The following is a 26,126-nucleotide window of genomic DNA, read 5'->3' on the forward strand; positions in this document are numbered from 1 at the left end:
TAAATTGTGTACCTTTGCATCCGGTTTTGCAAAAGTAACAGATATTTCATGGCTAGTAATACATTCAAAGGTTTTGTTTATGGAGCAGTGGCAGCTGCCAGTTATGGACTGAATCCTCTATTTACTCTGCCTCTTTATGCTGATGGAGTAAGTGCTGATTCGGTATTGTTTTACCGTTACGGACTAGGTGTAGTGATGCTTGCTTTGCTGATGAAGGTGCAGAAACAGTCATTTGCATTGCATCGTAGCGAAGTATTGCCTTTACTTGTTATGGGGATGCTGTTTGCATTTTCCTCGCTTGCTCTTTTTCAGAGTTATAATTATATGGATGCAGGCATTGCTTCTACCATTCTGTTTGTTTATCCGGTATTGGTTGCTGTTATTATGGCTGTTTTCTTTAAGGAGAAAGTTTCTGTTATAACAGCTGTTTCTATTGCTTTGGCTTTTGTTGGCATATCCTTATTGTACAAGGGTGAAGGTGGAAAGACGTTAAGTTTAATCGGAGTTTTACTTGTCTTTATATCCTCACTTACGTATGCTATTTATATTATAGGAGTGAATCGTTCGTCGCTGAAAGACATGCCTACTGCAAAACTTACATTTTATGCTTTATTGTTTGGCTTGAGCGTATTTGTTGTCCGTTTGAAGTTCTGTACGCATCTCGATCCTATCAGTACTCCTTGGCTGTGGATCAATCCGATAGGGTTAGCTTTATTCCCGACTGTAATATCTTTAGTCGCCATGACTAAGTCTATACACTATATCGGTTCTACTCCTGCGGCTATTTTAGGTGCTTTGGAGCCGATTACAGCCTTATTCTTCGGTGTCTTGGTGTTTGGTGAACGCCTTACGCCACGCATTATTTTAGGAATTATTCTTGTGCTGTCGGCCGTTACACTGATTATTGTAGGAAAGTCGCTGGTTAACAGAATCCGCGTACATGTATTGCATAAATAAATACTTGAATCTAATATAAAAACGAATTATTTTGGAAGATACTTATAAAACCATTGAAGGACAGTCAGAGTCTGTTTATACAGAGAAGCGAAGCAAGTTCATAGCCATTGCTATCCCAGTGCGTACACTTGCCGAAATAAAACAATATTTGGAAGAGTACCAGAAAAAGTACTATGATGCACGCCATGTATGCTATGCATATATGCTTGGAGCTGAACGGAAAGATTTTCGTGCTAATGACAATGGAGAACCTTCAGGTACAGCCGGAAAGCCTATCTTAGGACAAATCAATTCGAATGAACTGACCGATATTCTGGTTATTGTGGTACGTTATTTCGGAGGAATTAAATTAGGTACCAGTGGATTGATTGTGGCCTATCGGACAGCAGCCGCACAAGCAATAGCCGAAGCGACGGTGATAGAAAAAACGGTAGATCAGGATGTGATGGTTGCTTTTGAATATCCTTTCATGAACGATGTAATGCGTATTGTAAAAGAAGAATCTCCCGAGATATTGGAACAGTCGTACGATATGGACTGTTTCATGCGCCTTCGCATCCGCAAATCTTTGATGCCTCGTCTGCGTTCTCGTCTGGAAAAGGTAGAAACACTTCGTTTCCCCGAAGACGATGTAACATCTTTGTAATAATTATGACATAATCAAGTTACGTGTGCCTTGTACTTTTGCTATCGAAATAAAAAGCAGAAGTATAATGAATAAGAAAAATTTAAAAACACGATGTGCCTTTATCGCAGGCTTGTTAGGATGTGTGGCTATGCCGGCACATGCCGAAGATAGCAACAAAGAAGAACCCCCGAAAGGCAAGGCTATTATTACGATTTTTTCTGATATCCATTCCGGCTTTGGTCATGTGAATGATGACCGTGGTTTTAATTTAGACCGAGCGTACTTGGGATATCAGTATGATTTGTCGAAAGAACTTCAGTTAAAGGTAGTTGCCGATTTCGGACAGTCTAAAAGTGTTGATGATCATCAGCGTATAGGTTTTGTTAAGAATGCCCAGATATCATGGAAACGTGAAAAGTGGACATTACACGCAGGTTTGATTTCTACTACCCAGTTTAAGTTTCAGGAAAGCTTCTGGGGTAAGCGGTATGTGATGAAATCTTTCCAGGATGAGTATAAGTTCGGAAGCAGTGCCGATCTTGCTGTATCGGCAGCTTACGATTTCAACGATTATGTATCGGCAGACGTTATTCTTGCCAATGGCGAAGGTTACAAAAAACTTCAGGTAAAAGACGGTCTGCAATATGGGGCAGGAGTGACACTGATGCCTGTCAAGAATCTTTTTATCCGTCTGTATGGTTCTTATAATGAAGCTTCGGAAGAATCAGGTAAAGGTATAACAAATCTGGCTTCTTTCATCGGATATAAACACAAGTCATTTTCTCTGGCGGCAGAATATAATTATCAGAAAAATGCCAGCTACACAGACGGACAAGACCAGAGCGGTGTGTCAGCCTATGCAACGGTCAACTTGTCTAAGAAAGTCGGAGTCTTTGGTCGTTGGGACTATCTTACTTCAAAAAACAAATGGAATGAAGAGAATGATGGTATGGCAGGACTTGTAGGAGCGGAGTTCCGGCTTGGAAAATACATAAAACTTTCTCCTAACTTCCGGATATGGTCGCCCAAAGCAGGAAGTATGCCCAATTCATATTATGCTTATCTGAACGCTTCTTTCTCCTTATGAAATTATCAAAGAGATTTTTAAATATAAGAAAATTCAATTTATTAAATTAATAAACAATGAAAAAACATTATTTGCCTTTGGTGGCAGGTATAATGGCTATTGCCGTTACTGCATGTGGTGGACAAAAATCATCAACTGAATCTGTAGAATTAACTGGTGCGGGAGCAACTTTCCCATTACCTTTCTATAACATGAGCTTTGAAGGATATGGTGCTACACACGATAATAAAGTTTCTTATGGTGGCATTGGTAGTGGTGGTGGAGTACGTAACCTGAAAGATGGTATCGTAGACTTTGCCGGAAGTGATGCTTTCTTGAGCGATAAGGAAATGTCAGAAATGGAACCTGTAGTACACATCCCGACATGTATGGGAGCTGTGGTATTGGCCTACAATTTACCGGATGTAGTTAAATTGAACTTGTCGGGTGATGTTATTGCTGATATTTATGCTGGAAAGATAACAGACTGGAATGATGCACGTTTGCAGGAACTGAATCCGGATGTGAAATTGCCTGCAAAGAAGATAATTCTTGCATATCGTTCGGATGGTAGCGGTACAACATTTGTATTTACCGATTATTTGTCTAAAGTCAGCGAAAGCTGGAAAAATACTTTCGGATCAGGTAAAACAGTGGATTTCCCTGTCGGACAGGCTGCAAAAGGTAATCCGGGTGTAGCTGGTATCATTGCACAGACTCCGTATTCATTGGGATATATTGGTTCTGAATATGCTTTCGCACAGAAAATTCCTTATGCAGCTGTAAAGAACCAGCGTGGTGAGCTGATCACTCCGTCTACAGAAAGTATCTCGGCTGCTGCCGGTGATATTCCTCAGGACACTCGTTGTTCTATAACCAATGCCGATGCAGCAGGAGCTTATCCTATCAGCTGTTTTACCTGGTTGCTGATTTACAAGGAACAGAATTATTCAGACCGTTCGGAAGCACAGGCTAAAGCTACGCTGGATTTGATGCAATATATGTTAAGCGACAGCGTACAGCAGACTACTGCTACCGTACACTATGCTCCGCTGCCTAAGAAAGCTGTTGAACAAAGTCTGGCAAACCTTAAGACTGTTACTTATCAGGGACAGCCGATTCTGAAATAATAGATTATTACTGCAAAGCTGATATTTTATGCAAGACAAAATTTTTAGAGTTTTACTTATTCTGTCGGCTGTTGTTATTCCTATCATCGGTGGGGGAATCGTATATTCCCTCACTGCCGATGCCTCCGGAGCGTTCGAACATTTTGGTTTCTGGAATTTTATCTTCTCCGACGACTGGGTAACGACGGCAGGAAAAGAAAGCTACGGAGCACTTCCGTTTATTACCGGAACATTGCTTACTACAATTCTTGCTCTGCTGATGTGTATTCCGTTCTCTTTGCCGGTTGCCTTGTTTACAGGTGAGTATTTCCGTGGAAAGAAAATTGCAGCAGTGCTGGGAACCGTTACCGATCTGCTGGCTGGTATTCCTTCCATTATTTATGGCTTGTGGGGATTTTATGTATTGCGTAACGTATTCATGCATTTAAACCTATCTCCACAAGGTTCGGGAATCCTTACTGCGGCTTTTGTGTTGGCTATTATGATTGTACCTTATGCAGCTTCTCTGAGTTCGGAGTTTATCAAAATGGTTCCTTCCGACTTGAAAGAAGGAGCATATGCTATGGGAGCAACCCGTGCAGAAGTTATCCGGAGAGTGGTTTTCCCTATGGCAGGATCGGGTATCTTTTCCGCTTATATTTTGGCTATCGGACGTGCTTTGGGAGAAACGATGACAGTTACAATGCTGATTGGTAACACCAATCAGATGCCTGAGACCTTGCGTACTACAGGTAACACGATGGCTAGTATCATAGCCAATCAGTTTGGTGAAGCCGACGGACTGAAACTTTCGTCATTGATTGCCATCGGTTTGTTATTGTTCCTTATAACAGCTGTTATCAATATGATTGGAAAAATATTGATACGCAAGGCAAGACATGTGTAATCTATAAAATAGAATTTGTATAAATGGTACGTGATAATAACATTCGAATCCGTATATTCAAGAACCGGTTGCTTTATGTGCTGGTGTGTGTGCTATCCGGACTGACAGCGATCCCTTTGCTTGCTATTTTGGGAGAAGTGCTGATAAAAGGATGGAAACAGTTGGGATGGTCATTCATTACCGAGGCAACTCCCAATGCATATAAGGCGATGCAGGCTGTCTCGGCGGGGCAGGATATTCCGGGTGGTATTGCCAATGGAATTGTGGGTACTTTCCTGATGTTGATGCTTGCTGCCGTAGTTGCTATACCAGTGGGTGTGTTCTGTGGAATCTGTTTGTCTGAATATCGGAAAAACTGGTTTGCAACGATTGTCAGTTACCTTACTGACTTGCTTCAGGGTACTCCTTCTATCATTATCGGTATTATTACATATATCTGGGTGGTAGTGCCGATGAAAGGCTATTCGGCTATAGCCGGAAGCGTGGCACTGTTCATTATGATGCTGCCTCTTATCATCCGTTCTACAGAAGAAACAATGAAAGTGCTGCCGGAAACATTGAAAGAGGCCGGTCTGGCGCTGGGAGGTAGTTACTGGCGTGTTATGCTGCAGGTAATGCTGCCTTCTGCTTTGGGAAGTATCTTTACTGGTATTTTGCTGGCTATATCGCGTGTAGTAGGTGAAACAGCTCCGCTGATGTTTACTGCACTGGGAGGAGCTGCTATCAGCTGGAATATGACTAAGCCGATGTCGGCCGTTCCCTTGCTTATCTGGGAATTCTTCAATGATCCTAACTTGCAGAGCCTGATTTGGGGAGCCTCACTGTTCCTGCTTACTTTTGTACTATGTCTGAACTTATTAGCAAAACGAATCGCGAAGAAATGGAAAATATAAAAGAACCGATATTACAAATAAAGGATGTCTGTATTTCATATACATCCAGTACGATGGCTGTGAAGCATGTGTCGGCAGACATTCAGAAAAATACAATTACGGCTATCATGGGACCTTCGGGTTGTGGAAAGAGTACTTTACTGCGTGCCGTAAACCGTATGCACGAACTCTATAAAAATATTCGTGTGACAGGTGAAATTCTGTTGAATGGCGAAAACGTGCTTCAGATGCAACCGATGGAAGAACGTCGCCGTATTGGTATGGTATTTCAGCGTCCGAATCCGTTCCCGACCATGAATATTTACGATAATGTACTGGCTGGCTATTTATTGAATGGAATCCGCCTTTCCAAATCGGAAAAAGATGAAATCGTAGAGCGTAATTTGCGTAGTGTTGCTCTGTGGGATGAAGTGAAAGACTCACTTACCAAACGTGGTACATTCCTTTCCGGAGGACAGCAGCAGCGTTTGTGTATCGCCCGTTCGCTTGCGTTGAAACCGGATGTGCTGTTGATGGACGAGCCTACTTCTGCCTTGGACCCTATTGCAACCAAGTATATAGAAGAACTGATGGACGGTCTGAAGAAAGATGTTACTATCTTGATCGTTACCCACAACATGTCGCAGGCTATGCGTATATCCGACTATTCGATGTTTATGTATATGGGTGAACTGATAGAGTATGACCGTACAGACAAGATGTTTGATAACCCGACAGACGAGCGTACACGTGCTTATCTGACAGGAAAAATGGGATAAGGTCATACTTGTAACTATTCTGGGTACTCCGGAGCAGACGGGAAAAATGAATGTTTTTCCGTTTGCTCCGGAGTGTTTTTTTAAGGAATTGCAACAAACAGGCAAAGTGGTTTGTTTATTAGGTAAAAGATTCTTTTTTTGAAATTTTTTTATTACTTTTACAATGAACATTAACCTCCTTGCTATGAAAAAGGGCTTCTCCATATTGCTGTTGACCGTTTGCTTGTTTTTATTTGCCTGCGGCGAACAACAAACCGGTATGCCCCGTCTGTCAGAAGAAACAGAACTAACTCCCGACAGTCTTCTTCTTCCGGCTCATACTCCGGAACTTCTCGTTGCGTCTGATATCAATCTGACCAAAGATTTGCTCTACGATAAATATACACTTGAGGATACTTATCCCTATGGTGATACCGTGCGCAGTTTCAAATGGGAAACGATACGGAAGTGTCTTGCCTTTATCGAAAACATGCATCGTGATACGTCACAATGGGTAGTGTTGCGAAACTATAAAAACCTAAACAGTGAGGCTCCTCTGGTACGACGTTATATACGCAATGCTTACGGACGGATTGCCGATACGCTTGGTGTGGAGCGATATCAGTCTGTTCCCCTGTATCTAACGACAGATTCTTCTGTCCCGGAACGTTATGGACGTGACGGCTCGCTGGCATATCTCCGTGGAAAGGCTGGCAGTTTCCTGCGTATAGCTCCGGTGGTGGAAGATGAAGAATATCTTGTACCGCCGCGCTATCTTCGTGTCTTGCCCGACAGCACTGTTTTTCACTATGTCGTTTTTGTCGACCGGGGCGATCAGAATATAGCAACTTTAGAACGTCTGTCAGAAGGTGAGTGGGTGATACGAAGCATGAATCCGGCTACTACAGGCGTGCATCGTCCGCCTTATGCTCAAGAAACGCCATTGGGAATGTTTCTGCTTCAGGAAAAGAAAACAAAAATGGTGTTCCTGAAAGACGGAGGTTCAGCTACGGGCGGATATGCTCCTTATGCCTCACGGTTTACCAACGGGGCATATATACATGGAGTGCCCGTTAATGTACCCCGTACAGCAATGATAGAATACAGCTGGTCGCTGGGAACCATTCCCCGTTCGCACATGTGTGTGCGTAATGCTACTTCACATTCCAAGTTTATATTCGACAATATGCCTGCCGAAGCTACGCTGATAGTCGTAATAGAGTGAATAAATAATAAAACTTGTTGCTTTTAACTATCTGATAATAAATAGTTACAGATAAAATGAGTAATTTTGCAGCCGTTATTTTTAAGAAAGACCATGCTGCGTATATCATTAACTGTATTTTTCCTGTTTGTTTCTTTTTTGTATTCCTTTACCGGACTAGGTGAGGGAGCATCTGCCGTACCTGAAGTTAAAAGTATGGCAAAACCCGACCGGTGTGCTGAACTTTTTAGAGAAATGCAATTGGAGGGTGAAGTGAATTACACCGCTTTTCGTCAGGCGGTAACAGGATATTACCGGATTGCTCAGCGCAAAAAAGAAATACTGACTCTGATAGATTTTTCCAAACCTTCTACCGAAAAGCGTCTGTATGTATTTGATATGAAAGAAAAGAAAATGCTTTTTTCTTCGGTAGTAGCTCATGGAAAGAATAGCGGAGGAGTATATGCAACGTCTTTCTCCAATGAATATGGCTCGTACAAAAGTTCATTGGGATTCTATCTTACGGCTTCTACCTATCAGGGAAAGAACGGTTATTCGTTGATACTCGACGGACTGGAGAAAGGTATAAACGACCGCGCCCGCGAACGTGCCATCGTAGTACATGGAGCTGCCTATGCCGATCCTTCCGTCATTCGTGCAGGGGGTAGGCTAGGAAGAAGTTTCGGATGTCCTGCCGTTCCGCAAAAACTTTCCCGGCCGCTTATCGATACCATCAAAGGAGGAAGTGTGATGTATATCTATGCCGCTACTCCCGAGTATCTTGCACAGAGCCATATCCTGAACTCCAAAGACCGTGCCTGACATTATGGTAATACCAAACACCAAAGCAGTCGGCTAATATCCATCCTATAGGAATCGACCACCAGATGCCGTGAACACCTATGGCTGGTATTGCTGCCAGTGCATATGCCAGAACGACACGTGTACCCAGTGAAAAAACAGTCAGTACAACCGACATGCCCGGCATGCGTACAGCCCGGTAAAACCCGTATAAAAGAAACAGATAACCTATACCTACGTAGAAGCTGCCTTCTACCCGCAGATATTCGACTCCGATATTGATAATTTCAGTTTCCGTGTTATCGATAAAGAACTGCATCAGCGGGCGGGCAAAGATGAACACCACTGCTGAGATTATCAGGCAAAACCACGTCGTAACACTGACAGCACTGCGGATACCTCGCCGGATACGTTCTTTTTGTCCGGCACCGAAGTTCTGTGCTACAAATGTAGAAAAGGCGTTTCCGAAATCCTGTACCGGCATGTAGGCAAGCGAATCAATTTTTACCGCAACAGCAAAAGCTGCCATGACGCTTGTCCCGAAGCTGTTAACCAGTCCCTGTACCATCAGAATACCGAAATTCATAACGGATTGTTGCATACACGTCAGCGACGAATAAGTAGCAATTTCTTTTACCGATTTCCGGTGCAGGCGGATTTGGTTACGCTTCAGTCTGAATATCGGAAAACGATACAATGCATAGATACAAAGTCCTGCCGCTGCTATGGTTTGCGAAATGACAGTAGCCGCTGCTGCTCCTGATACTCCCCAATGAAATATCGGAATAAAAAGTAAGTCGAGCACAATATTCAATACTACAGAAACTGCCAGAAAATAGAGAGGTACTATTGAATTACCCAGTGCGCGCAGCAGGTATGCGTAATAATTATAAATGAATGTACTTGCTATGCCCGGGAATATGATGAACAGATAGTCGAACATCAGGCCTTTTATTTCTGCGGGAGTCTGAAGCAGGCGGATGATAGGATGGATACCAGCCAGTGCAATTATGTTCAACACCAGTGTGACACCTCCTGTCAGCACCAGCGATGAAACCAGACTTTGCTTCATACCTTCATAATCTTTAGCTCCGTATTGTATCGAAAAGACAGCGCCGCTGCCCATGCACAGACCGATAAACACCGATGTGATAAATACCATAAGCGTATAAGCCGATCCTACGGCAGCCAGTGCATCTGCCCCCAGATAATGACCTACTATCAGTGTGTCGGCTATGTTGTAGCACTGCTGCAGCAGATTGCCCAGAATCATCGGAACGGCAAAGCGCAACATCGTTCCCATGATGCTACCTTGGGTTAAATCGTTTGCTCTGTTATAATGTAAATTCATTTTTACTGCTAATTTGTAAGGGCCATACAGCCCTTTCCCTCTTTTGCAGGCGCAAATTTATTGCATAAATCAAAAACATGTGCTACCTTTGTCACAAATTATAAGTGTCTATAAATAGAAAAAGATATGTTCAGAACGTATACGTGCGGCGAGTTAAGACTTGCCGATGCAGGTAAAAACGTGACACTTGCCGGATGGGTACAGCGTACACGTAAAATGGGCGGAATGACATTTGTTGATCTCCGCGACCGTTATGGCATCACTCAGTTGGTGTTCAATACAGATGTGAATGCAGAATTGTGCGAACGTGCCAATCATTTGGGCCGTGAGTTTGTCATACAGGTGAAAGGCCAGGTTAGCGAACGCTCAAGCAAGAATGCCAATCTTCCGACAGGAGATATTGAAATCATTGTTTCAGAACTGAATGTGCTGAATACTGCACTGACTCCTCCGTTTACAATCGAAGACAATACCGACGGTGGCGATGACCTCCGTATGAAATACCGTTACCTTGATTTGCGCCGTACGGCAGTCCGTAAAAATCTGGAACTGCGTCATCGTATGACGATGGAAGTACGCCGTTATCTCGACAGCAAGGGATTCCTCGAAGTAGAAACTCCGATGCTGATTGGTTCTACTCCTGAAGGTGCACGTGATTTCGTTGTTCCTTCTCGTATGAACCCGGGACAGTTCTATGCACTTCCACAGTCGCCTCAAACACTGAAACAGTTACTTATGGTTTCTGGTTTCGACCGTTATTTCCAGATTGTAAAATGCTTCCGCGATGAAGACCTTCGTGCCGACCGTCAGCCTGAGTTTACACAGATTGACTGTGAAATGAGTTTCGTAGAACAGGAAGACATTATCCAGATGTTCGAGGGTATGGCTAAGCATTTGTTTAAAGAATTGCGTGGCGTGGAACTGACAGAACCGTTTATCCGCATGCCATGGGCTGATGCCATGAAATACTATGGTAGCGACAAGCCCGATTTGCGTTTCGGTATGAAGTTTGTCGAACTGATGGATATTCTGAAAGGTTACGGTTTCTCTGTATTCGATAATGCGGCTTATATCGGCGGTATTTGTGCCGAAGGTGCAGCGCACTATACACGTAAGCAGCTCGATCAGCTGACAGAATTTGTAAAACGTCCGCAGATTGGTGCGAAAGGATTGGTTTATGCACGTGTGGAAGCCGACGGTAATGTGAAATCAAGCGTTGACAAGTTCTACAGTCAGGAAGTGCTTCAGCAGATGAAGGAAGCTTTCGGTGCTAAACCGGGTGACCTGATTCTGATTCTTAGCGGTGATGATGTGATGAAGACACGCAAGCAGTTGTGCGAGCTTCGTCTTGAAATGGGTAATCAGCTGGGCTTGCGCGACAAGAACCAGTTTGCTTGCTTGTGGGTAGTAGACTTCCCGATGTTCGAATGGAGCGAAGAAGAAGGCCGATTGATGGCAATGCACCATCCGTTCACTCATCCGAAGGACGAAGATATTCCGTTGCTTGATACTAATCCGGCTGCTGTCCGTGCAGACGCTTACGATATGGTAGTAAATGGAGTAGAAGTAGGTGGTGGTTCTATCCGTATTCACGATTCACAGCTTCAGGCCAAGATGTTTGAGATTTTGGGATTCACTCCCGAAAAGGCTCAGGAACAGTTTGGCTTCCTGATGAACGCCTTTAAGTTTGGTGCGCCTCCTCACGGTGGTTTGGCATACGGACTCGATCGTTGGGTTTCGCTGTTTGCCGGACTCGATTCTATCCGCGACTGTATTGCTTTCCCGAAAAACAATTCCGGACGCGATGTCATGTTGGATGCACCGGGTTATCTCGATCAGAAACAGCTCGACGAGCTTAACTTGAAAGTTGAAATAAAAGAATAAAATAAAGTTATTTTCAGATATTATAATTTCGAGCAAGGCAAGATAGTCGCGACGACTGTACTTGCTTTGCCTCGAAATCTTTTTATGCCTTTTCCCGATTATTTTTGATGAGAGAGTCTGTCCGTATTCTACGTTTTGCCATAGTAGGTACATTGAACGCCCTGATAACTGCACTGATTGTAGGATTGCTCATGCATATAGAGGGTGAACATTACATGATAGCCAATGTAGTGGCTTATGTAGTGGCGCAGATTCATAACTTTATATGGTGTAAATTCTGGATTTTCCCTTTTGATGCTGACCGGAAAAAGAATACCATCTGGCATGAAATCTTGTTTTTTGCCTGTGCTTTTGCGGTAGCGTATGCAGCGCAATTCCTGTTTCTTTTGTTTCTTGTCGAAATTTGCGGGTGTAATGAGTATCTTGCTCAGTTCCTTGGACTTTTTGTGTACGGTGCAATCAACTTTATGAGCAACAGGTGGATAACCTTCCGTTGATTTTCTTTTCTCTGGCTTCTCATTCTGGAAGTCATATCTTATTTCAAACTATATTTTATTGTTTACTTTTATGCTCTTTACTGCATGTATGCGAGGGAAGAAGTATAATGGTAAAGCACTCGTTGTGCAATATCCCTACAGTTAAAATTCAGAAAGAATTTGCAGGATAATTATTTTATTCGTGGTTTTGCGAACAACAAATAATAAATATTCTATGGCTGATAAGAAATATACAGACGAACAAGAACAGATAGCCCGTTTTGCCAAAGCGATGGGACATCCTGCGCGTATGGCCATCTTGCAGTTTCTGCTCCGCCAGGAAACCTGTTTTTTTGGTGATATTCACGAAGAACTGCCTATAGCAAAAGCTACAGTTTCACAACATCTTAAGGAGCTGAAAGAAGCAGGTCTGATTCAAGGAGAAATAGAGGCTCCTAAAGTGAAATATTGCATTAATAAGGAGAACTGGGCACTGGCGCAGAAAATGTTTGCCGGTTTCTTCGGACAACAGGTGTGCAAGAAAGAGAGCTGTTGCGGTTAAGCCGGCTCTTTTTTTCTATTTATTGTTCGTTATTCTACGAAAGACTAACTTTAAGTATATGTAAATATGAAAAAGATTTTATTTTTATTAGCTGCATGCTTTGTTTTTGTTGCTTGCGGGATGAAATCCAAGACTGAAGGAACCGTTTTGCCGGCAGAAAAAGAAACGGCAGTTCGTTCGGATGGTGTAGAAGTTCTTTGTTTCCACAGCAAGCAACGCTGTGCTACCTGTATTGCAATCGAAAAAAATGCAAGGGCAGCAATTGACAGTGCTTTTGCAGACAGACTGGCAGACGGTACATTGAGTTTCAGAATTATAGACATCTCGAAACCGGAAAATGAGGCAATAGCCGAGAAATATCAGGTAACATGGTCTTCTCTTTATATTGTCAGTCATAAAAACGGACAGGAAAAAGCCGAAAACATGACTGAATTTGCTTTTTCGAATGCCCGTAAATCTCCGGGAGAATTTAAGAAAGGATTAGTGGATAAAATTAATGAAATGATAAACTGATTTCATTATGGACTGGCTACAGACATTATTGGATAATAGTACGACACCCCTGCGGAACGGACTGTTTATCTCAGTTTGATGGAAAGCCTGTTGAAACGTTCATCCATCATGTGTGCAGGTATGATTGCCTTTATGGTGTCGAGTACGGCATTTACCATCCTCTCCCTTATAAAATCGTCCTTTATAAGAATCGAGACATTTCTTTGTGCAGGCGGATTGACATCGAGAGTCTGTATGTTCTTTTTCTGTTCTTCACTCAATGTACTGATATGCAGTTCCGGAATAATGGTGTATCCACCGTTTTTATCTACTATTTTTATGAGCGTATCAATACTTCCCGCCTCATAGATATGGTTACCTATATCTTTGTTTTTACAGAAATTTATGCCACTGTTGGGAAGGCAGTGTCCCTCTTTCAGAATCCACATGTGTTCCGGTGGCAGATTGCCGTTTGCGATTATCTGCCGTGCTTTACTGCATCTTTCCGAGAAGTAGGCAACAAACTTTTCCACATATACCGGAATCTCCAGAATGTTGGCCTGCGCTTCGGGAGGCGTGGTGATGGCAATGTCCAGATTCCCGAATCTGAGATCCTGAACCAGCGATTTGTTCTCCTTTTCGTCGATGGAAAGATTCACATTGGGATATGTATTTCTGAAATGATAGATAAAGTCGGGAACAAGATAGGGAGCGATGGTTGGCAGGATGCCGATACGCAGACTGCCGTTCATGCTGCTGCTTTCATCAGCTACCACCTCTCTGATTCTCTGGGTTTCGTTCAAGGCTATTCTTGCCTGCCTTATTATTTTTTCTCCGATGGCAGTAGGAGAAATATTCTTCCGGTCCCTGCTGAATATTTTCACATCCAACTCTTCTTCCAGTTTCTGGATCATGGCACTCAGAGTAGGCTGAGTCACACCACAAGCCTCGGCAGCCAGCACAAAGTGACGATACTTGTCCAGCGCTACTATATATTCCATTTGCTGTAAAGTCATACATCAATAGATTTTATCTATACAAAGATAGAAAAAAGCTGTTGTAAACCTTTCAGGCAGATTGTATTTTTGCATCAGAAACAAATACCTGATCATTGAAAATGAGAAGAATTTGTTCCGATAGTAAAGTATAAACCATAAAGATAAAAGAATATGAAAGCAGTAAACCTTACAAAAGCCGATTTCCTGAATAAAGTAGCAAACTATGAAGTAAATCCCGAATGGAAGTTTTTGGGTGAACGTCCCGCAATAATCGATTTCTACGCTACCTGGTGCGGTCCATGCAAGATGCTGGCTCCCATATTGGATGAAATTGCCGAAGAATATGCCGGTCGGGTAGACGTATATAAGGTAAACGTAGACGAGGAAGAAGAACTTGCAGCTCTTTTCAGAATCAGAAGCGTACCTACCTTGCTTTTCGTCCCGTTGACGGATGCACCGCAGATGGCACAGGGAGCACTTCCTAAGAAAACACTGGTAGAAGCTATTCAGAATGTACTGTTGAGTGGTAAATAAATGTTACATAAAAGAAAATTGATATGAAAAAGATATTATTGCTGATTGTATCTGTTTTTATGACAGGCAGTCTGGTTTATGGACAGACAGGTAAAGTTATTCACATCAACCAGTCGGAGTTTATAGAAAAGGTATACGACTATAAGAAGAATCCGGACAAATGGGTTTATGAGGGAAGCAAACCAGCCATTGTTGATTTTTACGCCGACTGGTGCGGACCTTGCCGCAGGCTGTCCCCCGTACTGGAGAAGCTGGCAGAAAAATATAAGGATAAGATTGTAATTTATAAGGTCAATACCGATAAGGAGCGTGAGCTTGCAGCAGCCTTCGGCATTACAAGTCTGCCTACTCTCGTATTCATCCCATTGAGAGATACGCCACAAGTTTCACAAGGTGCTTTGCCACAGGAAGTCTTGGAGAAAGGAATCGAAGAAGTCCTTCTGAAATAAATCAGGCTAGATAAAAAATACCCCTTACTTTTGAAAATAGTTGAAAAGTAAGGGGTATTATAATTTTTATGCGAATATTTTTTGTCTGCTTTGCTGTCTTTCAGAGAATATATTGTTCTACCTGTAGGGCTGCTGCATACTGGATATCTTCTTTCAGGAAGTTGCTTAAATTTTCGTAAAACGGATAGACCGGACCATATCCGGAGCCGAACTTGACATTCGATCCGTAGAGAATCGCATTGTAGATGAAATTCTCTGCCTTGTCGACAGCCGTATTCATGTCGTATCCCCTTGCCAGATAAGTTGCGATGGAAGAAGCAAACGTATCTCCCGTGCCGTTTACGTTCTTGGTCTGTATGCGTGCCTTCTTGTACAGCTTGAAGCACTTGCTGATCGGGTTGTAAAATACATCAATCAGGTAATCTCCGTCTTCTATGGATTTGACGATGACACAGTTTCCCCACTTGCTCAGTTCGGGAATATACTCCTTCATGTTATCTTTGGTCAGGCTCTTTCCCAGTAGCAGGTCGGCTTCTCTCCGGTTGGGCGTGATGATGGTAGAATAGGGGAAAAGACAATCCTTGTAGGCCTGGATTGCATCGTCCTGCAGCAGCTTGTCGCCGGCAGAAGAAACCATCACGGGGTCTACCACGATAGGTATAGACTGTTTTTTCACCACATCCCCGATAGCCGTTACCAACTCCTGAGAGTATAGCATACCCGTCTTGATGCAGTCGGCCCCTACGTCTTCCAGAAACGAATAAGTCTGGCTGACAACCATCTCAACAGGGATGGTCTGAATACTTTTTACCTTTATTGTATCTTCATCGACTATGCAGGTAATTGCTCCGGCAGCATATCCTCCACATGCCGATATGGATTTGATATCGGCCTGCATGCCCGCCGTGCCCAGCGGTTCACTTCCTGCAATTAAAAATACCTTATAGAGTTTGTTTGTTAAGTCCATTCTTTTCAATTTAGTGATTACATCCTGAGTCTGTCTGGATATGGCAGGCGTTCGGATCTTGTTTAAGTGCACTCTTGTTTGAAGTACAAAGTAAAGCAATATCGCGTCTGAGTAGATACCTGAAATGTGATATTAACATAAATTTTAAGAATTATAAATAGTGTGAGAACCTTTCTTGGCAATATCTCGTGATAAATAGTGCGTATTATTTGTCTGACTGGAAGAAAAATTCTTTACATTTGTATAATCTTTAAAATATCATGCTATGTTAGGTGCAGTTATAGGTGATGTAGTGGGTTCCGTGTACGAGTTTCACAATACCCGCGATTACAGTTTTCCGATGTTTTCTTCTTCCAGTAATTATACAGATGATACCGTTATGACCATGGCAGTTGCCGATTGGGCGATGAAGTGCAAGGCGGCAGGCGAAACGGCTTACCCGCATCAGCTACTGGAAGAGTGTATGGTAAAAGTAGCTAACGCTTATCCTTGTCCGATGGGTGGTTACGGAGGTAAGTTCCGTCTGTGGCTTTTTTATCCTCAAAGCCTGACAGACGACACAACCGGAAAGCCGGCAGTACGTCGGTGTCCTTACAATTCCTGGGGAAACGGCTCTGCCATGCGAGTCTCATCCATAGGCTGGCTGTTTGATACGTTAGAAGAAACCGAGAGAGTGGCCGGCATTTCGGCTTCTATCACACACAATCATCCCGAGGGAATAAAAGGTGCGCAGGCAGTAGCGGCAGTCATCTATCTGGCGCGTACCGGCAGCGGAAAAGCAGAAATCAAACAATATATCGAAAAACGCTTCGGTTACAACCTGAATGAAAGCTGGGAACATTTGCATCAAACCTACCGTTGGGATTCGAGTTGCCAAGGCACGGTTCCGCAGGCACTGATTGCTTTTCTCGAAAGCAAGGACATGGAGAGTGCTCTCCGCATGGCAGTTTCCATGGGCGGCGACAGCGATACACTTGCCTGCATCACGGGGGCAGTGGCCGAAGCATACTATCAGGAAATTCCCTCGTTTATAGCGGACAAAGTACTTTCTTTATTGCCTGAAGAATTTCTCAGTCTGCTGAAGCAGTTGGCAGACGGAGCTTATGCCTCATGTTACGCAAAATATATAGCCGGATACACTCCGGCAAAAAACAGAGAATATACCCCGACTGGATTTCCTCGCTGAAACCGGGTGAGGTATTTGTCTTCGGTTCTAATCTGGCAGGACATCACGGGGCGGAGCCGCCCGACTGGTTGATGAAAGAGTGATAAATAAAACATGCTGAAGAGTTTTATAAAACATGCTGAAAAATGTCATAAAATATCAGCATGTTTTTTTATTTTTTGTACAAAGAAAAAAGGCTTTTCAGTGTCATTGCTTTTTATAGCCATATTTGTTTTCCTTCTTTATAGACAAAAGGTCTTATTTGTTGTCCTCTAGTATGATTTTTTAGGATAAGTAATGTATTTTGAGGTATGTTGTTGTATGTTAATGAATCAGATGTTGCTGTTTGTAAACCGGCAGATATCCAATTTTTATCGCAATATAACAATTCATAAACATCTCCCGGACGGATATAATTATCTCTATTGCGTGGAGTATACGAGATGTGTGTTATTTGCTTTGGCTCTTCGAGGTCAAGACCAGCCCATCCTCCGGAACTGTTTTTGTAATTGAATGAAGTCCAGCTTTTCCCATCAAAGACGTTTGTATATTCATGACTTCCATCATTTTCTTTACACCCTGGAGTTCCTATTATTTTCCCTTTCAAAGGTATAGAGGCGCTTTTTCCGAAAAAAACGGCTTCTGCTATGTTGCAGTAACTATTTTGGGGGCCATAGTAGCGGACGTATTGATACTTGCGGCTGGTTTGGGCTTTTACAACTGTGTTCAATCGCACAGGAGCTTCTTTAATGATGTATAATGTATCGCTCTTGTTGAAATGAATATCATTGCTCCCTTGGAATACTCCTCCTATCATCAATGCTCCAAAAGGTTCATCCTGGGTATTGTATTTGGCATATAGATTTATTGTACATTTCTTTTCATGCTTATTGAAGATATCTAGTGTTCCGTCGGAATTTATCATAAATGGATCAGTCAGGAATATTTGTTGTCCTTTTATCCATGTAGCAGCACGCACTAATCCTCCACATTCAATAGATTGAAAGACTATGCCCTGATCATCAACTTGTCCCCAGGCAACAGGCGACCATGATAATTGTACTGCATTGCATAGATAAGCAATACCGGAAGTTGGATGATTGGGATATAGCAAAGAATCCGGGATGAAGAAATATTGTTTATAATTGGGGGCATATTGATATGTCACATCTATAAAATGTGGATGCTTAAAGAACGGATGAATTTCTTTTTCAAGTTCAGTCATGCTTTTTTCCATTTGCCTGTTCAGACTGAATGTCTTTCTGTATACTTTTGTTTTTGTAGAAGCGATTCTGTTCCCATTTTCTTCGATTGGTTGTATGTCGTCCATATATTCTTGACAATATTCTTTGCCTTGACTGTCCCATAATACTACCCATGAATGTCCGACATTATCGTTTGCACGTATAGGCATATTGTCAACAGCACATGGAATTCCTAGTGAGCGATACAGGTAAACTAAGAAATCTGAAATTTCTCTACAACTTCCGCATTGCTGTAGCGCCGCTAAGGCTCCGATATGTGGAAGAGAAGCCGGTGCATAAGTTGTAAAATAAGTATGTGTGCTATCTTGTAAATATTTTGTTAAAACTTTTGCTGCAGCTACCGGATTTCCTTTATCTTGAGAATTTGAAGAGCGTAAACTATCTAACAGATGGTTGAATTTGTTATAATAAACCTCCCTCCATTCTGTCAGCTTTTCATTGTCAATGCGATATGGTAAAATATATTGAAGGAAAGTGTTGAAAGATACAGATTTACCCCAGGGTTGTTCTTTCCATACCTTAAATGCATGATCAATATTTTTGCAAATGAATGCTGAGTCTATAGTTTTTATATCATATTTTATTTGTAGGTTTCTTATATTAAAAGGCGGGTATAAATTTCGGATAGAATCAGCAATTTGAGCCGGATTGGATGAGCCTTCTGTATTTCTTAAAATAGTATAGAAACTTGTGTACTGATCGAGTAACTTTCCTTCAAAAAAATAGTGTGAAGACATGTTTTCTATCAAAAAACATGCAGCCTTATATTTAAGGCTATCTTCAGGAGTTTTATTGTATCTGTTCAGAACTTTTTCCAGTTCTTTTCGGTTATTTTCTGCCTGTTTGAGAGCATGCTTTAGAAAATAAGCAGAATCTTGTTGTATACAAGAAATAAAGAATATAGAAAACAAGAGGGTGAGTGTTGTTTTTGTTGTATTCATAATTATTTAATTGAAATTGAACTTTATATATAAGTTAATTAATTACGTTTTTATATTGTCGCTAAAAATACAGTAATATGTTTATTTAATAGGTCCGATAAATAGACAAACGATTCCGCTTTGTGTTTTTCGAGAGTCTAAAGTTATAAAAAATATTGTGAAGCCAGATTAATTTAGAAAATATTTTATGTCTTTATTTTCAAAAGGAAATTCAATTTGTTTTTGTATTTTGTTTAGAAAATGAGTTAAAATTTGTAAAAATGAGTGATTAATTTTTATGAAAAAGAAAATTATTATAGTGATCGGAATGTTGTTATTGTTTTATAATTGCCATTTCGTGTCCAAAGAAGTATATCCACGTTATATGGATTTTCCAGAAGTGAGAACTCTGTCGCTGGCGAAAGCCATCTCTTGTGATAGCGTTTACCTGCGCTATCCTTACCGGGTGGAAATAAAGGACAGTCTTGCGGTCATTCTTGACCTGCATCCTGACAGTTGCTTTCTCCATGCATTCACCTATCCGGAGTGGAGGTATATCACTTCATTCGGCAGACGTGGAGAAGGACCGGAAGAGGTACTTTCTGCCGAACGCGTCAGAATCTGTTCTCCCGATTCTGTGTGGGTGCTTGATTCCAACCGCCGACAGATAACCCGTTGGCGTATATCCGCTTCGTCAAGCAATGTCGAACGTGCGGAAGAAATACTTTTGGATGAGCGCCTTATACGCACCCTGGACTTTTGCAAGACAGATGAAGGATTTCTGGTAACAGACTATACCGGTAATTACCGTTACCATGTATTGGATGCACACGGGCAGATTAAAGAGAGCATAGGCGCCATACCCAGCGAAAGAAGTATGGAGGACTCCGGAAAGACTGCTTTGGCGCAGGCATGGCGCAGTTTCGTGGATTATAATCCGAAAAACGGTGTGCTGGCCATGGTTACCCAGTTGGGCGAAGTCATAGAGATATTTAATTTAAAGACCGGAGAACACTATGTTTATTACGGTCCACATGGGGAACCCCTATTTCATATATCACAAGGATATGGCTTACCTATCGGCATTATGGGCTTCCACGATGTGAAAGTAACAGAACATTTGATTTATGCAGTTTTTCAGGGGATTTCATTCAAGGAAATTGCCCGGAGTGAGAAGCAAGGAATACATTTGCCTGACGGAGGCAGTAAGCTTTATACCTTTACATTGACTGGATTACCTGTAAAGTGTTATGAACTTAACAAGCCTGTTTGTGGAATTTGGGTGGATGAAGTAAAAAAATTATTTCTTGCAACAGACGTGTTTACAGACAATCTGATAACGAGATTTGATTTAAAGAAATAATGAGCTCCAATAATGAATATGACATATATAGTTAAAAGAAAGAATATTATCAGGATAGGAGTACTAGTTGCTTGTATGCTTTTTACTATAGTATATGGTATATTAATATTCAATGCGTGTAAGCAACGTGAGCAAGCATGGAGCCGGCAGGCTAAAGCTGTTTTTCTTGAGGCAGTGGGAAACGAACTGAATAAATTGGATAAAATGGAGATATATGGTTTTCATACTGTCACTTCTTTATTTCAGCAAAAGACTTTAGAAACCGATATTCCAGATTCTGTGGTATTTGCATCACAGGATGGAACTCATGTTTATCATCTTCCTTTACACAGGCGGAATAACGCTTATTTTAAAGATGGAGATAAGAATATTTATCTCAGCTTAATTCTTGAGAAATATCCGTTTCCTTTTGATTCCTTGCACTATGCCTGGGATAAGCAGTTGGCATTATCCGATATAGAAGGTAAGACAGGGGTATGTTCCAGAATAACCGATTTGTCGGGAAAAGTTTCGAGCTTTGTTTCGGGAGCAATGGAAGAGTTTGCTCCGTCGGATAGTCTGGTCTCCACCTATTTGGGTTATCGTCTGGAAATGGAATTATCCGGTTATATTTCTTATTCCTGGTGGAGTCTTCTACCGGGCGGAATGGTTATAACGGTTGTCCTTCTTTGGTGTATGTATATTTTTTTCTGGTTGTTTTACGACAGACTGAATCAGTTGGTTTCGAAACGAACTGTGGTGGTGGAAAAGATAGTCGAAAAAGTGCCACTTCCTGTCAAATTACGCAATAAGCCCAGACATATAAAGGCCCGTGTCTACAGACTGGAGCACGATGTGTTTTTTGATGCCGAACGGCGTTTGTTTTGTGATGGTAACGGTGTCATTGAGAAACTTTCCCCTGCCATGTCTGTGCTGTTGGAGCACTTTCTCAAAGCATCCGACCATACATTGACCAAATATGAGATTTATCAGATTATGGGTAAAGACCTTGAAGAATATTCATTGGACAGCTTTTATAAAATGATTGAACGCTTTAGGAAGAAGCTTAAACAATTCTCATCCGTTACGTTGCATAGTGACGGAAACGGAGCTTATCGTCTGATTCTCCCTTTGGATCCAACTGACATGAACTGACATTTATTGATTGCATGTATCTGTATTATAGTGGATTGTGTTTCTTGTATGGATTGAGGTCCTGAACAATTTTTATAAAGACAATTTTTATACTTAATTTCGTCATGACAAAATTTTAAATGTAATTAAGATGAAGAGAACATTGGTTTTATTTACGGTTATCGTTATTTGTATTGTGGGTACAGTTGCGTTTCTACATTATCCCAAGAAGACAGAATACAATATTTTAATGCAGAATGTAGAAGCCTTAGCTGGTGGAGAAAATTTAACCCCGGTTCATTGTGCGGGACTGGGATGCGTCGATTGTCCAATTAATGCAATAAAAGTAAAATATGTCGTGTCCGGTTGGAGTTTTAACGAATAAGTCACTCTTGAACCTATGGAAATAAAGCATTCAATTGTCTATGGTTTCATAAAGATATCATTCATCTGTCTCTTGTTTTTTGCTATGTCCTGCCAGAAGAATGAGCGTGCAAAGATAGAATTTTTGGTTAAGGAATGGAACAACAAGGAAATCCGTTTCCCCGATAATCCTGTGTTCACGCGTTTTGTTACAGATACGGTTCCTTATAGGATTCCTAAGTCGGACTATAAGGTAGTAGTCTTTGTAGACTCTGTGGGATGTATCAGTTGTAAGCTTCAGCTACCCAACTGGAAGAAATTTATGCACGAGGTTGATTCGCTTAGTGATGGTAATGTCCCGTTTGTATTCTTCTTCCAGACAAAAGATGTCAGTGAATTGAGATACATTTTGAAACGAGACAATTTCTCGCATCCTGTATGTATGGACACGGAAGACAGTTTCTACAGACTGAACCGTTTTCCCGGGGAAATGATCTTCCAGACCTTTCTTGTGGATTCGGCTAATAGAGTAAAAGTGATAGGTAATCCGATTCATAATCTTTCTGTGAAGGACCTTTACCTGAAGGAAATAACGGGAATTGAAGCTGTTTCACAGCCGGTCACCACGATTCAGGCAGATTCTGCGGAATATCACTATGGTGTGGTAGGTAAAAATATGACTGCAAGCAGGAAGATTATCCTGAGGAATACCGGAAAGGAAGTGTTCCGAATAAAGGGAACAACAACTTCATGCGACTGCATGACTGCGGAATACGACTGGGATGAGATTCCACCCGGAGGGAAAGCTGCAATGACGGTTGAATACAAGGCGGAAGAGCCGGGTGATTTCTGGCGTACCATAACGATATATGGCAATATCCCCGAGAAGTCCTTTACTTTGGACTTTTGGGGAACAGTCAAAAAATGAGATATGGAAAAGAGTGGAAACATGAATATATGTCTGCAAACAATGAACATCATATTCCACTCCATGTTAAACCCGTCCAATCGAAGAAAGGAGGTGTTACCTATACAAAGATAATTATTATTTTTAATACCACAAATTGGAGGGTGTTCCTCCCTAGAAATTATTAGAATTATAAATTAATTAAAGTAAAAATTTGAACTAAAATGAATAAGAAAATATTGAAAGTAGTTTTTGCATCCGCATTTGCTTTGGTTGCTGGTTATAGTGTATATGCTTCACAGCAGGAGGTTGAAATGTCAGATTTAGCTATGGCTAATGTAGAAGCATTGGCAGGAGGAGAAAGCGGAACTGTAAAATGTTGTCCTGATCCAGGTGATGAATGCAAATTGTCATCAGGCGATATTCTTGAAGGACAGGATGAATGTTAGTTTGTCGCTGTCTTTAATTCGCAATGCTTTTGTTAATAAGTTCAAAACACGGATTTAACAAAGTTTTAGTTGGTCTATTCGACAGATAGACTAGCTCTGTGAATTATTGATTTTGTGACTATGTAACAGTAATAAATAACTTCAGCGGATTTTAATACAAGCGCTTTTTAAGATCAAGTGTTTGTTAGTAGGAGTTTGCAGAAGTTATTTTTATTGTTCATATTACGAAAGTGGGATATTTCATTTGTTACTTTATCATAAATCAGATATATTAGTTTAAAAATGAAGGATTTGTTTTGTTTTATAGTATTATTATTTTATTTGACTGCATGCTCCGATTCTAATCGGACTTTGGAAAGTGAGTTGGTCAATATTACTGATATAACTTATTTTGAAGATGAATCTTTTTCAGATGTACATGTTTTACATTCAGCTATTTTTAATGACTCTGTAATTTGTAATCCTATTTGTCTAGGTTTAGGTGATTCCTTGTTATGGGTTGCTGATGCTGCGTATTCTTCGGACACACTAGTACGTTGTTATTCAATATCAGGAAAAACTTATCTGGGAGCTGTTTATTTAAAAGGAAATGCTCCAATGGAATTATTATCGGCTGCAAGTTTTGATATGTCAACTGATTCTTTATCTTATTGGACATTTGATGTGACCCGTCAATTATGGGTTGGTCGCCCTTGTTTTGATTTATCTCTTTCTACTTCTACTGATGATTGGAATATTATTAATTTACGAGACTCTCTATTATTGGGAATAAATAATCCTCACTGGTTGAATGATGGCCGTTTTGTTGTGAATAGTCTATTCTGCTATAAAGAACGTTTCTTTATTTGCGACCCATTGAACATGAACAAACAATCTGTGTTGAATTCTTCTTTTCAGTTTAAAGATCGTTTTTCCCCTTCCATTATGTCTGATATTTTTTCCACTCATCTATGTGTGGATGATTCTCGCTCTTATATTGTATTAGCTGGTAAATATTTAGATCTTATTGAGGTATATGATACTATGGGGAAATCTGTTTTAATGTTAAAAGGGCCCAAAAGGGGCTTTAGTTTTAAATTTGATTTCAATCGTTCTGTTAGTAATTCTGTATTGGTAAAATCTCCTGAATCGAGAAGAGCCTATTTGGATATAAAGGCTGTGGAAGGTAAGATTTATGCACTTTATTCAGGCAAGTCAAAAGATGATAAAGTACATTATTCCTATTCTGATTGCTTGTATGTGTTTTCTATGGATGGGAAATGTTTGTCTAAGTATATATTGGATTGTCCAATTTGTGATTTTGTAGTGGATATAAACAAGAAAAGAATTTATGGAATTTCTTTGAATGCAGAAATTGTTTATTTTGATTTTTAGTAATGAAAAAAAGTAACATTAAAAACATATATTAGACATTATATAGAATAAGGTTTTAGGGTACTGATAATCATAAGTTCTGTTCCTTATTCTATATAAACTCTATTATCAATCTCCTGAAGAAAATGGACTTTCTATAGTAAAACAAAAGTTGAATTTGCAATGAGAAGAATATTTTTTCTACTTATTTTATCATATATGCTATATAATAGTTCGTTAAAAATTCGCCAAGCCTAAGCGGCTCTGGCAGTAAATAAAATGAGTTCTTTGAAAAGTTTGTCAATAACTTGCATGTCTGGGTTAATCCCGAACACGCAAATAAATCGTTCAAGCATATAAGCATTGTGTATGAATGACTTGCAAGAGGATATGGAATAGGCTATTCCGAGCCTCTTACATGCCGCTTTGGCCAAGTTGACAGCTGCGAGCGATGCATTGAAGTGAAAATCCAACTTCCTGAAGTCGGTTGACTGGCAGTTGGTGATTCCTGCATGCTGCTTGCCATCTCTAAAGCAAAATTCCAGTTGGAACCTGGTTCTGTAATAATCCAGCACCTCACGTCCATCCATGGAATCGTCTGTAGAGAAGTAAAGCTGCCACTTGTCTGTCCTCCCGTCCATCGGATACCAGACGGCTAAGGAAACATACCTTTTGAGAGCTTTTGCATATACCCTCAATCCGTATAGCTTTCCTTTGTTCACCTCGTATTCCTTGCACCGGGTCAAATCCAGATTGGCAAAGTCAATCCTGCCGTCAAACCACTTGGGATGACCACGTTTTCCTGTTTTCTGCTCCAATGTCGGATAGTACAGGATTACGTCATTCCGAAAGCGGCTGATGACATGGAAATCGTTCTCACACATAGGTGTTATGAATGTTTCCTTGGAAAAGAATGCGTCTGCAACCACCGTTCTGGACAGGCTCTGTAGCTTGTCTTTTCTACTGATAAGATAGCTGCTGTACCAGTCAACGAGGCTCTTGTCCATATTATCCAAGGTCTTACAATCCGGCGTCTGAATGGAACCTAAAGTCATGCATTCATGATTGTCGATGTCAATGACACCGATGCCCATGATTTCCAGTCCACGCTTGTATTCTCCTGCACAACCAGACCAGAAGTAACCTATCCAAGGTGTCTTCTTGCCTGATTTGGGAATATAGGAAGGATCGATGGCGATGGCTTTTCTTTTGC

General features: G+C 41.1%; 27 protein-coding genes. 22 read left to right on the forward strand and 5 right to left on the reverse strand.

Annotated features, from left to right (window positions below; genetic code table 11):
* Nucleotides 1–48: 48 nt before the first annotated feature.
* The 9 genes from BACCOP_RS10325 (at nucleotide 49) to BACCOP_RS10365 (ending at nucleotide 8,323) form a co-directional block, all read left to right on the forward strand.
* Nucleotides 49–957: a DMT family transporter gene (locus tag BACCOP_RS10325; protein WP_007568937.1), complete on the forward strand. Its 909-nt coding sequence runs from the start codon at nucleotides 49–51 to the stop codon at nucleotides 955–957.
* Between the two features lie 25 nt (nucleotides 958–982).
* Nucleotides 983–1,603: an IMPACT family protein gene (locus BACCOP_RS10330; RefSeq protein ID WP_370859001.1), complete on the forward strand. Its 621-nt coding sequence runs from the start codon at nucleotides 983–985 to the stop codon at nucleotides 1,601–1,603.
* Nucleotides 1,604–1,670: 67 nt separating this feature from the next.
* Nucleotides 1,671–2,672, forward strand: a complete 1,002-nt coding sequence (locus BACCOP_RS10335) for a hypothetical protein (protein WP_007568941.1) — start codon at nucleotides 1,671–1,673, stop codon at nucleotides 2,670–2,672.
* Nucleotides 2,673–2,728: 56 nt separating this feature from the next.
* The gene (gene pstS / locus BACCOP_RS10340) at nucleotides 2,729–3,781 is read left to right on the forward strand and encodes a phosphate ABC transporter substrate-binding protein PstS (protein ID WP_007568943.1); all 1,053 of its coding nucleotides are present in this window, start codon (nucleotides 2,729–2,731) and stop codon (nucleotides 3,779–3,781) included.
* 28 nt (nucleotides 3,782–3,809) lie between these two features.
* Nucleotides 3,810–4,667 carry a phosphate ABC transporter permease subunit PstC gene (gene pstC, locus BACCOP_RS10345; protein ID WP_007568945.1) on the forward strand — a complete coding sequence of 286 codons (858 nt, stop codon included), beginning with the start codon at nucleotides 3,810–3,812 and terminating at the stop codon, nucleotides 4,665–4,667.
* A gap of 23 nt (nucleotides 4,668–4,690) precedes the next feature.
* Nucleotides 4,691–5,560, forward strand: coding sequence for a phosphate ABC transporter permease PstA (gene pstA, locus BACCOP_RS10350; protein ID WP_007568948.1), 870 nt, complete (start codon nucleotides 4,691–4,693; stop codon nucleotides 5,558–5,560).
* The gene (pstB, locus tag BACCOP_RS10355) at nucleotides 5,548–6,318 is read left to right on the forward strand and encodes a phosphate ABC transporter ATP-binding protein PstB (protein ID WP_007568950.1); all 771 of its coding nucleotides are present in this window, start codon (nucleotides 5,548–5,550) and stop codon (nucleotides 6,316–6,318) included. The genes pstA and pstB overlap by 13 nt, the downstream gene beginning before the upstream one ends.
* A gap of 184 nt (nucleotides 6,319–6,502) precedes the next feature.
* Complete coding sequence (locus BACCOP_RS10360) at nucleotides 6,503–7,522, forward strand: L,D-transpeptidase (protein WP_148315611.1); 1,020 nt, start codon at nucleotides 6,503–6,505, stop codon at nucleotides 7,520–7,522.
* A gap of 195 nt (nucleotides 7,523–7,717) precedes the next feature.
* A complete protein-coding gene (locus tag BACCOP_RS10365) occupies nucleotides 7,718–8,323 on the forward strand; it encodes a murein L,D-transpeptidase catalytic domain family protein (RefSeq protein ID WP_370858885.1) in 606 nt (201 codons plus the stop codon).
* Here the strand turns inward: BACCOP_RS10365 and BACCOP_RS10370 are convergent.
* Nucleotides 8,268–9,653: an MATE family efflux transporter gene (locus BACCOP_RS10370; RefSeq protein WP_007568957.1), complete on the reverse strand. Its 1,386-nt coding sequence runs from the start codon at nucleotides 9,651–9,653 to the stop codon at nucleotides 8,268–8,270. The genes BACCOP_RS10365 and BACCOP_RS10370 overlap by 56 nt on opposite strands.
* A 126-nt stretch (nucleotides 9,654–9,779) precedes the next feature.
* On the opposite strand from BACCOP_RS10370, the gene aspS reads away from it, so the two are divergent.
* The 4 genes from aspS (at nucleotide 9,780) to BACCOP_RS10390 (ending at nucleotide 13,088) form a co-directional block, all read left to right on the forward strand.
* On the forward strand, nucleotides 9,780–11,537 hold the full coding sequence (gene aspS, locus BACCOP_RS10375) for an aspartate--tRNA ligase (protein ID WP_007568959.1): 1,758 nt from the start codon (nucleotides 9,780–9,782) through the stop codon (nucleotides 11,535–11,537).
* 107 nt (nucleotides 11,538–11,644) lie between these two features.
* Nucleotides 11,645–12,034: a GtrA family protein gene (locus BACCOP_RS10380; protein WP_007568962.1), complete on the forward strand. Its 390-nt coding sequence runs from the start codon at nucleotides 11,645–11,647 to the stop codon at nucleotides 12,032–12,034.
* Between the two features lie 214 nt (nucleotides 12,035–12,248).
* Entirely contained in the window at nucleotides 12,249–12,575 is a 327-nt protein-coding gene (locus tag BACCOP_RS10385; RefSeq protein WP_007568966.1) for an ArsR/SmtB family transcription factor, read from the forward strand.
* Between the two features lie 66 nt (nucleotides 12,576–12,641).
* The gene (locus BACCOP_RS10390; protein ID WP_007568967.1) at nucleotides 12,642–13,088 is read left to right on the forward strand and encodes a nitrophenyl compound nitroreductase subunit ArsF family protein; all 447 of its coding nucleotides are present in this window, start codon (nucleotides 12,642–12,644) and stop codon (nucleotides 13,086–13,088) included.
* A 65-nt stretch (nucleotides 13,089–13,153) separates the two neighbouring features.
* Here BACCOP_RS10390 and BACCOP_RS10395 read toward each other — a convergent pair whose 3' ends face one another.
* Nucleotides 13,154–14,083, reverse strand: a complete 930-nt coding sequence (locus BACCOP_RS10395) for a LysR substrate-binding domain-containing protein (protein ID WP_007568970.1) — start codon at nucleotides 14,081–14,083, stop codon at nucleotides 13,154–13,156.
* Between the two features lie 153 nt (nucleotides 14,084–14,236).
* Between BACCOP_RS10395 and trxA (BACCOP_RS10400) the strand changes: the two genes are divergently transcribed.
* Together trxA (BACCOP_RS10400) and trxA (BACCOP_RS10405) are read left to right on the forward strand one after the other, a co-directional pair.
* On the forward strand, nucleotides 14,237–14,599 hold the full coding sequence (trxA, locus tag BACCOP_RS10400) for a thioredoxin (protein ID WP_007568972.1): 363 nt from the start codon (nucleotides 14,237–14,239) through the stop codon (nucleotides 14,597–14,599).
* A gap of 23 nt (nucleotides 14,600–14,622) precedes the next feature.
* A complete protein-coding gene (gene trxA / locus BACCOP_RS10405; RefSeq protein ID WP_007568974.1) occupies nucleotides 14,623–15,048 on the forward strand; it encodes a thioredoxin in 426 nt (141 codons plus the stop codon).
* Nucleotides 15,049–15,148: 100 nt separating this feature from the next.
* Here the strand turns inward: trxA (BACCOP_RS10405) and thiD are convergent, their stop codons facing one another.
* Complete coding sequence (thiD, locus tag BACCOP_RS10410) at nucleotides 15,149–16,015, reverse strand: bifunctional hydroxymethylpyrimidine kinase/phosphomethylpyrimidine kinase (RefSeq protein ID WP_007568977.1); 867 nt, start codon at nucleotides 16,013–16,015, stop codon at nucleotides 15,149–15,151.
* A gap of 265 nt (nucleotides 16,016–16,280) precedes the next feature.
* Here thiD and BACCOP_RS10415 point away from each other — a divergent pair, with 265 nt between their 5' ends.
* On the forward strand, nucleotides 16,281–17,201 hold the full coding sequence (locus BACCOP_RS10415; RefSeq protein WP_007568979.1) for an ADP-ribosylglycohydrolase family protein: 921 nt from the start codon (nucleotides 16,281–16,283) through the stop codon (nucleotides 17,199–17,201).
* Nucleotides 17,202–17,397: 196 nt separating this feature from the next.
* On the opposite strand, the gene BACCOP_RS10420 is transcribed toward BACCOP_RS10415, so the two are convergent.
* Nucleotides 17,398–19,386 carry a transglutaminase domain-containing protein gene (locus tag BACCOP_RS10420; RefSeq protein ID WP_007568981.1) on the reverse strand — a complete coding sequence of 663 codons (1,989 nt, stop codon included), beginning with the start codon at nucleotides 19,384–19,386 and terminating at the stop codon, nucleotides 17,398–17,400.
* 277 nt (nucleotides 19,387–19,663) lie between these two features.
* Here BACCOP_RS10420 and BACCOP_RS10425 point away from each other — a divergent pair, with 277 nt between their 5' ends.
* The 6 genes from BACCOP_RS10425 to BACCOP_RS10450 all read left to right on the forward strand — a co-directional run bounded on the left by BACCOP_RS10425 (nucleotide 19,664) and on the right by BACCOP_RS10450 (nucleotide 24,934).
* Nucleotides 19,664–20,728, forward strand: a complete 1,065-nt coding sequence (locus BACCOP_RS10425; RefSeq protein ID WP_007568983.1) for a BF3164 family lipoprotein — start codon at nucleotides 19,664–19,666, stop codon at nucleotides 20,726–20,728.
* A 75-nt stretch (nucleotides 20,729–20,803) separates the two neighbouring features.
* Nucleotides 20,804–21,862, forward strand: a complete 1,059-nt coding sequence (locus BACCOP_RS10430) for a hypothetical protein (RefSeq protein ID WP_235776962.1) — start codon at nucleotides 20,804–20,806, stop codon at nucleotides 21,860–21,862.
* Nucleotides 21,863–21,992: 130 nt separating this feature from the next.
* The gene (locus BACCOP_RS10435) at nucleotides 21,993–22,226 is read left to right on the forward strand and encodes an NVEALA domain-containing protein (RefSeq protein ID WP_007568988.1); all 234 of its coding nucleotides are present in this window, start codon (nucleotides 21,993–21,995) and stop codon (nucleotides 22,224–22,226) included.
* 15 nt (nucleotides 22,227–22,241) lie between these two features.
* On the forward strand, nucleotides 22,242–23,132 hold the full coding sequence (locus tag BACCOP_RS10440; protein WP_007568990.1) for a DUF1573 domain-containing protein: 891 nt from the start codon (nucleotides 22,242–22,244) through the stop codon (nucleotides 23,130–23,132).
* Nucleotides 23,133–23,335: 203 nt separating this feature from the next.
* The gene (locus tag BACCOP_RS10445) at nucleotides 23,336–23,560 is read left to right on the forward strand and encodes an NVEALA domain-containing protein (RefSeq protein WP_007568993.1); all 225 of its coding nucleotides are present in this window, start codon (nucleotides 23,336–23,338) and stop codon (nucleotides 23,558–23,560) included.
* A 282-nt stretch (nucleotides 23,561–23,842) separates the two neighbouring features.
* Nucleotides 23,843–24,934: a BF3164 family lipoprotein gene (locus BACCOP_RS10450; protein ID WP_007568995.1), complete on the forward strand. Its 1,092-nt coding sequence runs from the start codon at nucleotides 23,843–23,845 to the stop codon at nucleotides 24,932–24,934.
* 233 nt (nucleotides 24,935–25,167) lie between these two features.
* Here the strand turns inward: BACCOP_RS10450 and BACCOP_RS10455 are convergent.
* On the reverse strand, nucleotides 25,168–26,126 hold a 959-nt coding region (locus BACCOP_RS10455), incomplete at its 5' end, for a transposase (RefSeq protein WP_007568997.1).

The sequence above is a fragment of the Phocaeicola coprocola DSM 17136 genome, assembly GCF_000154845.1.
Classification (GTDB): domain Bacteria; phylum Bacteroidota; class Bacteroidia; order Bacteroidales; family Bacteroidaceae; genus Phocaeicola; species Phocaeicola coprocola.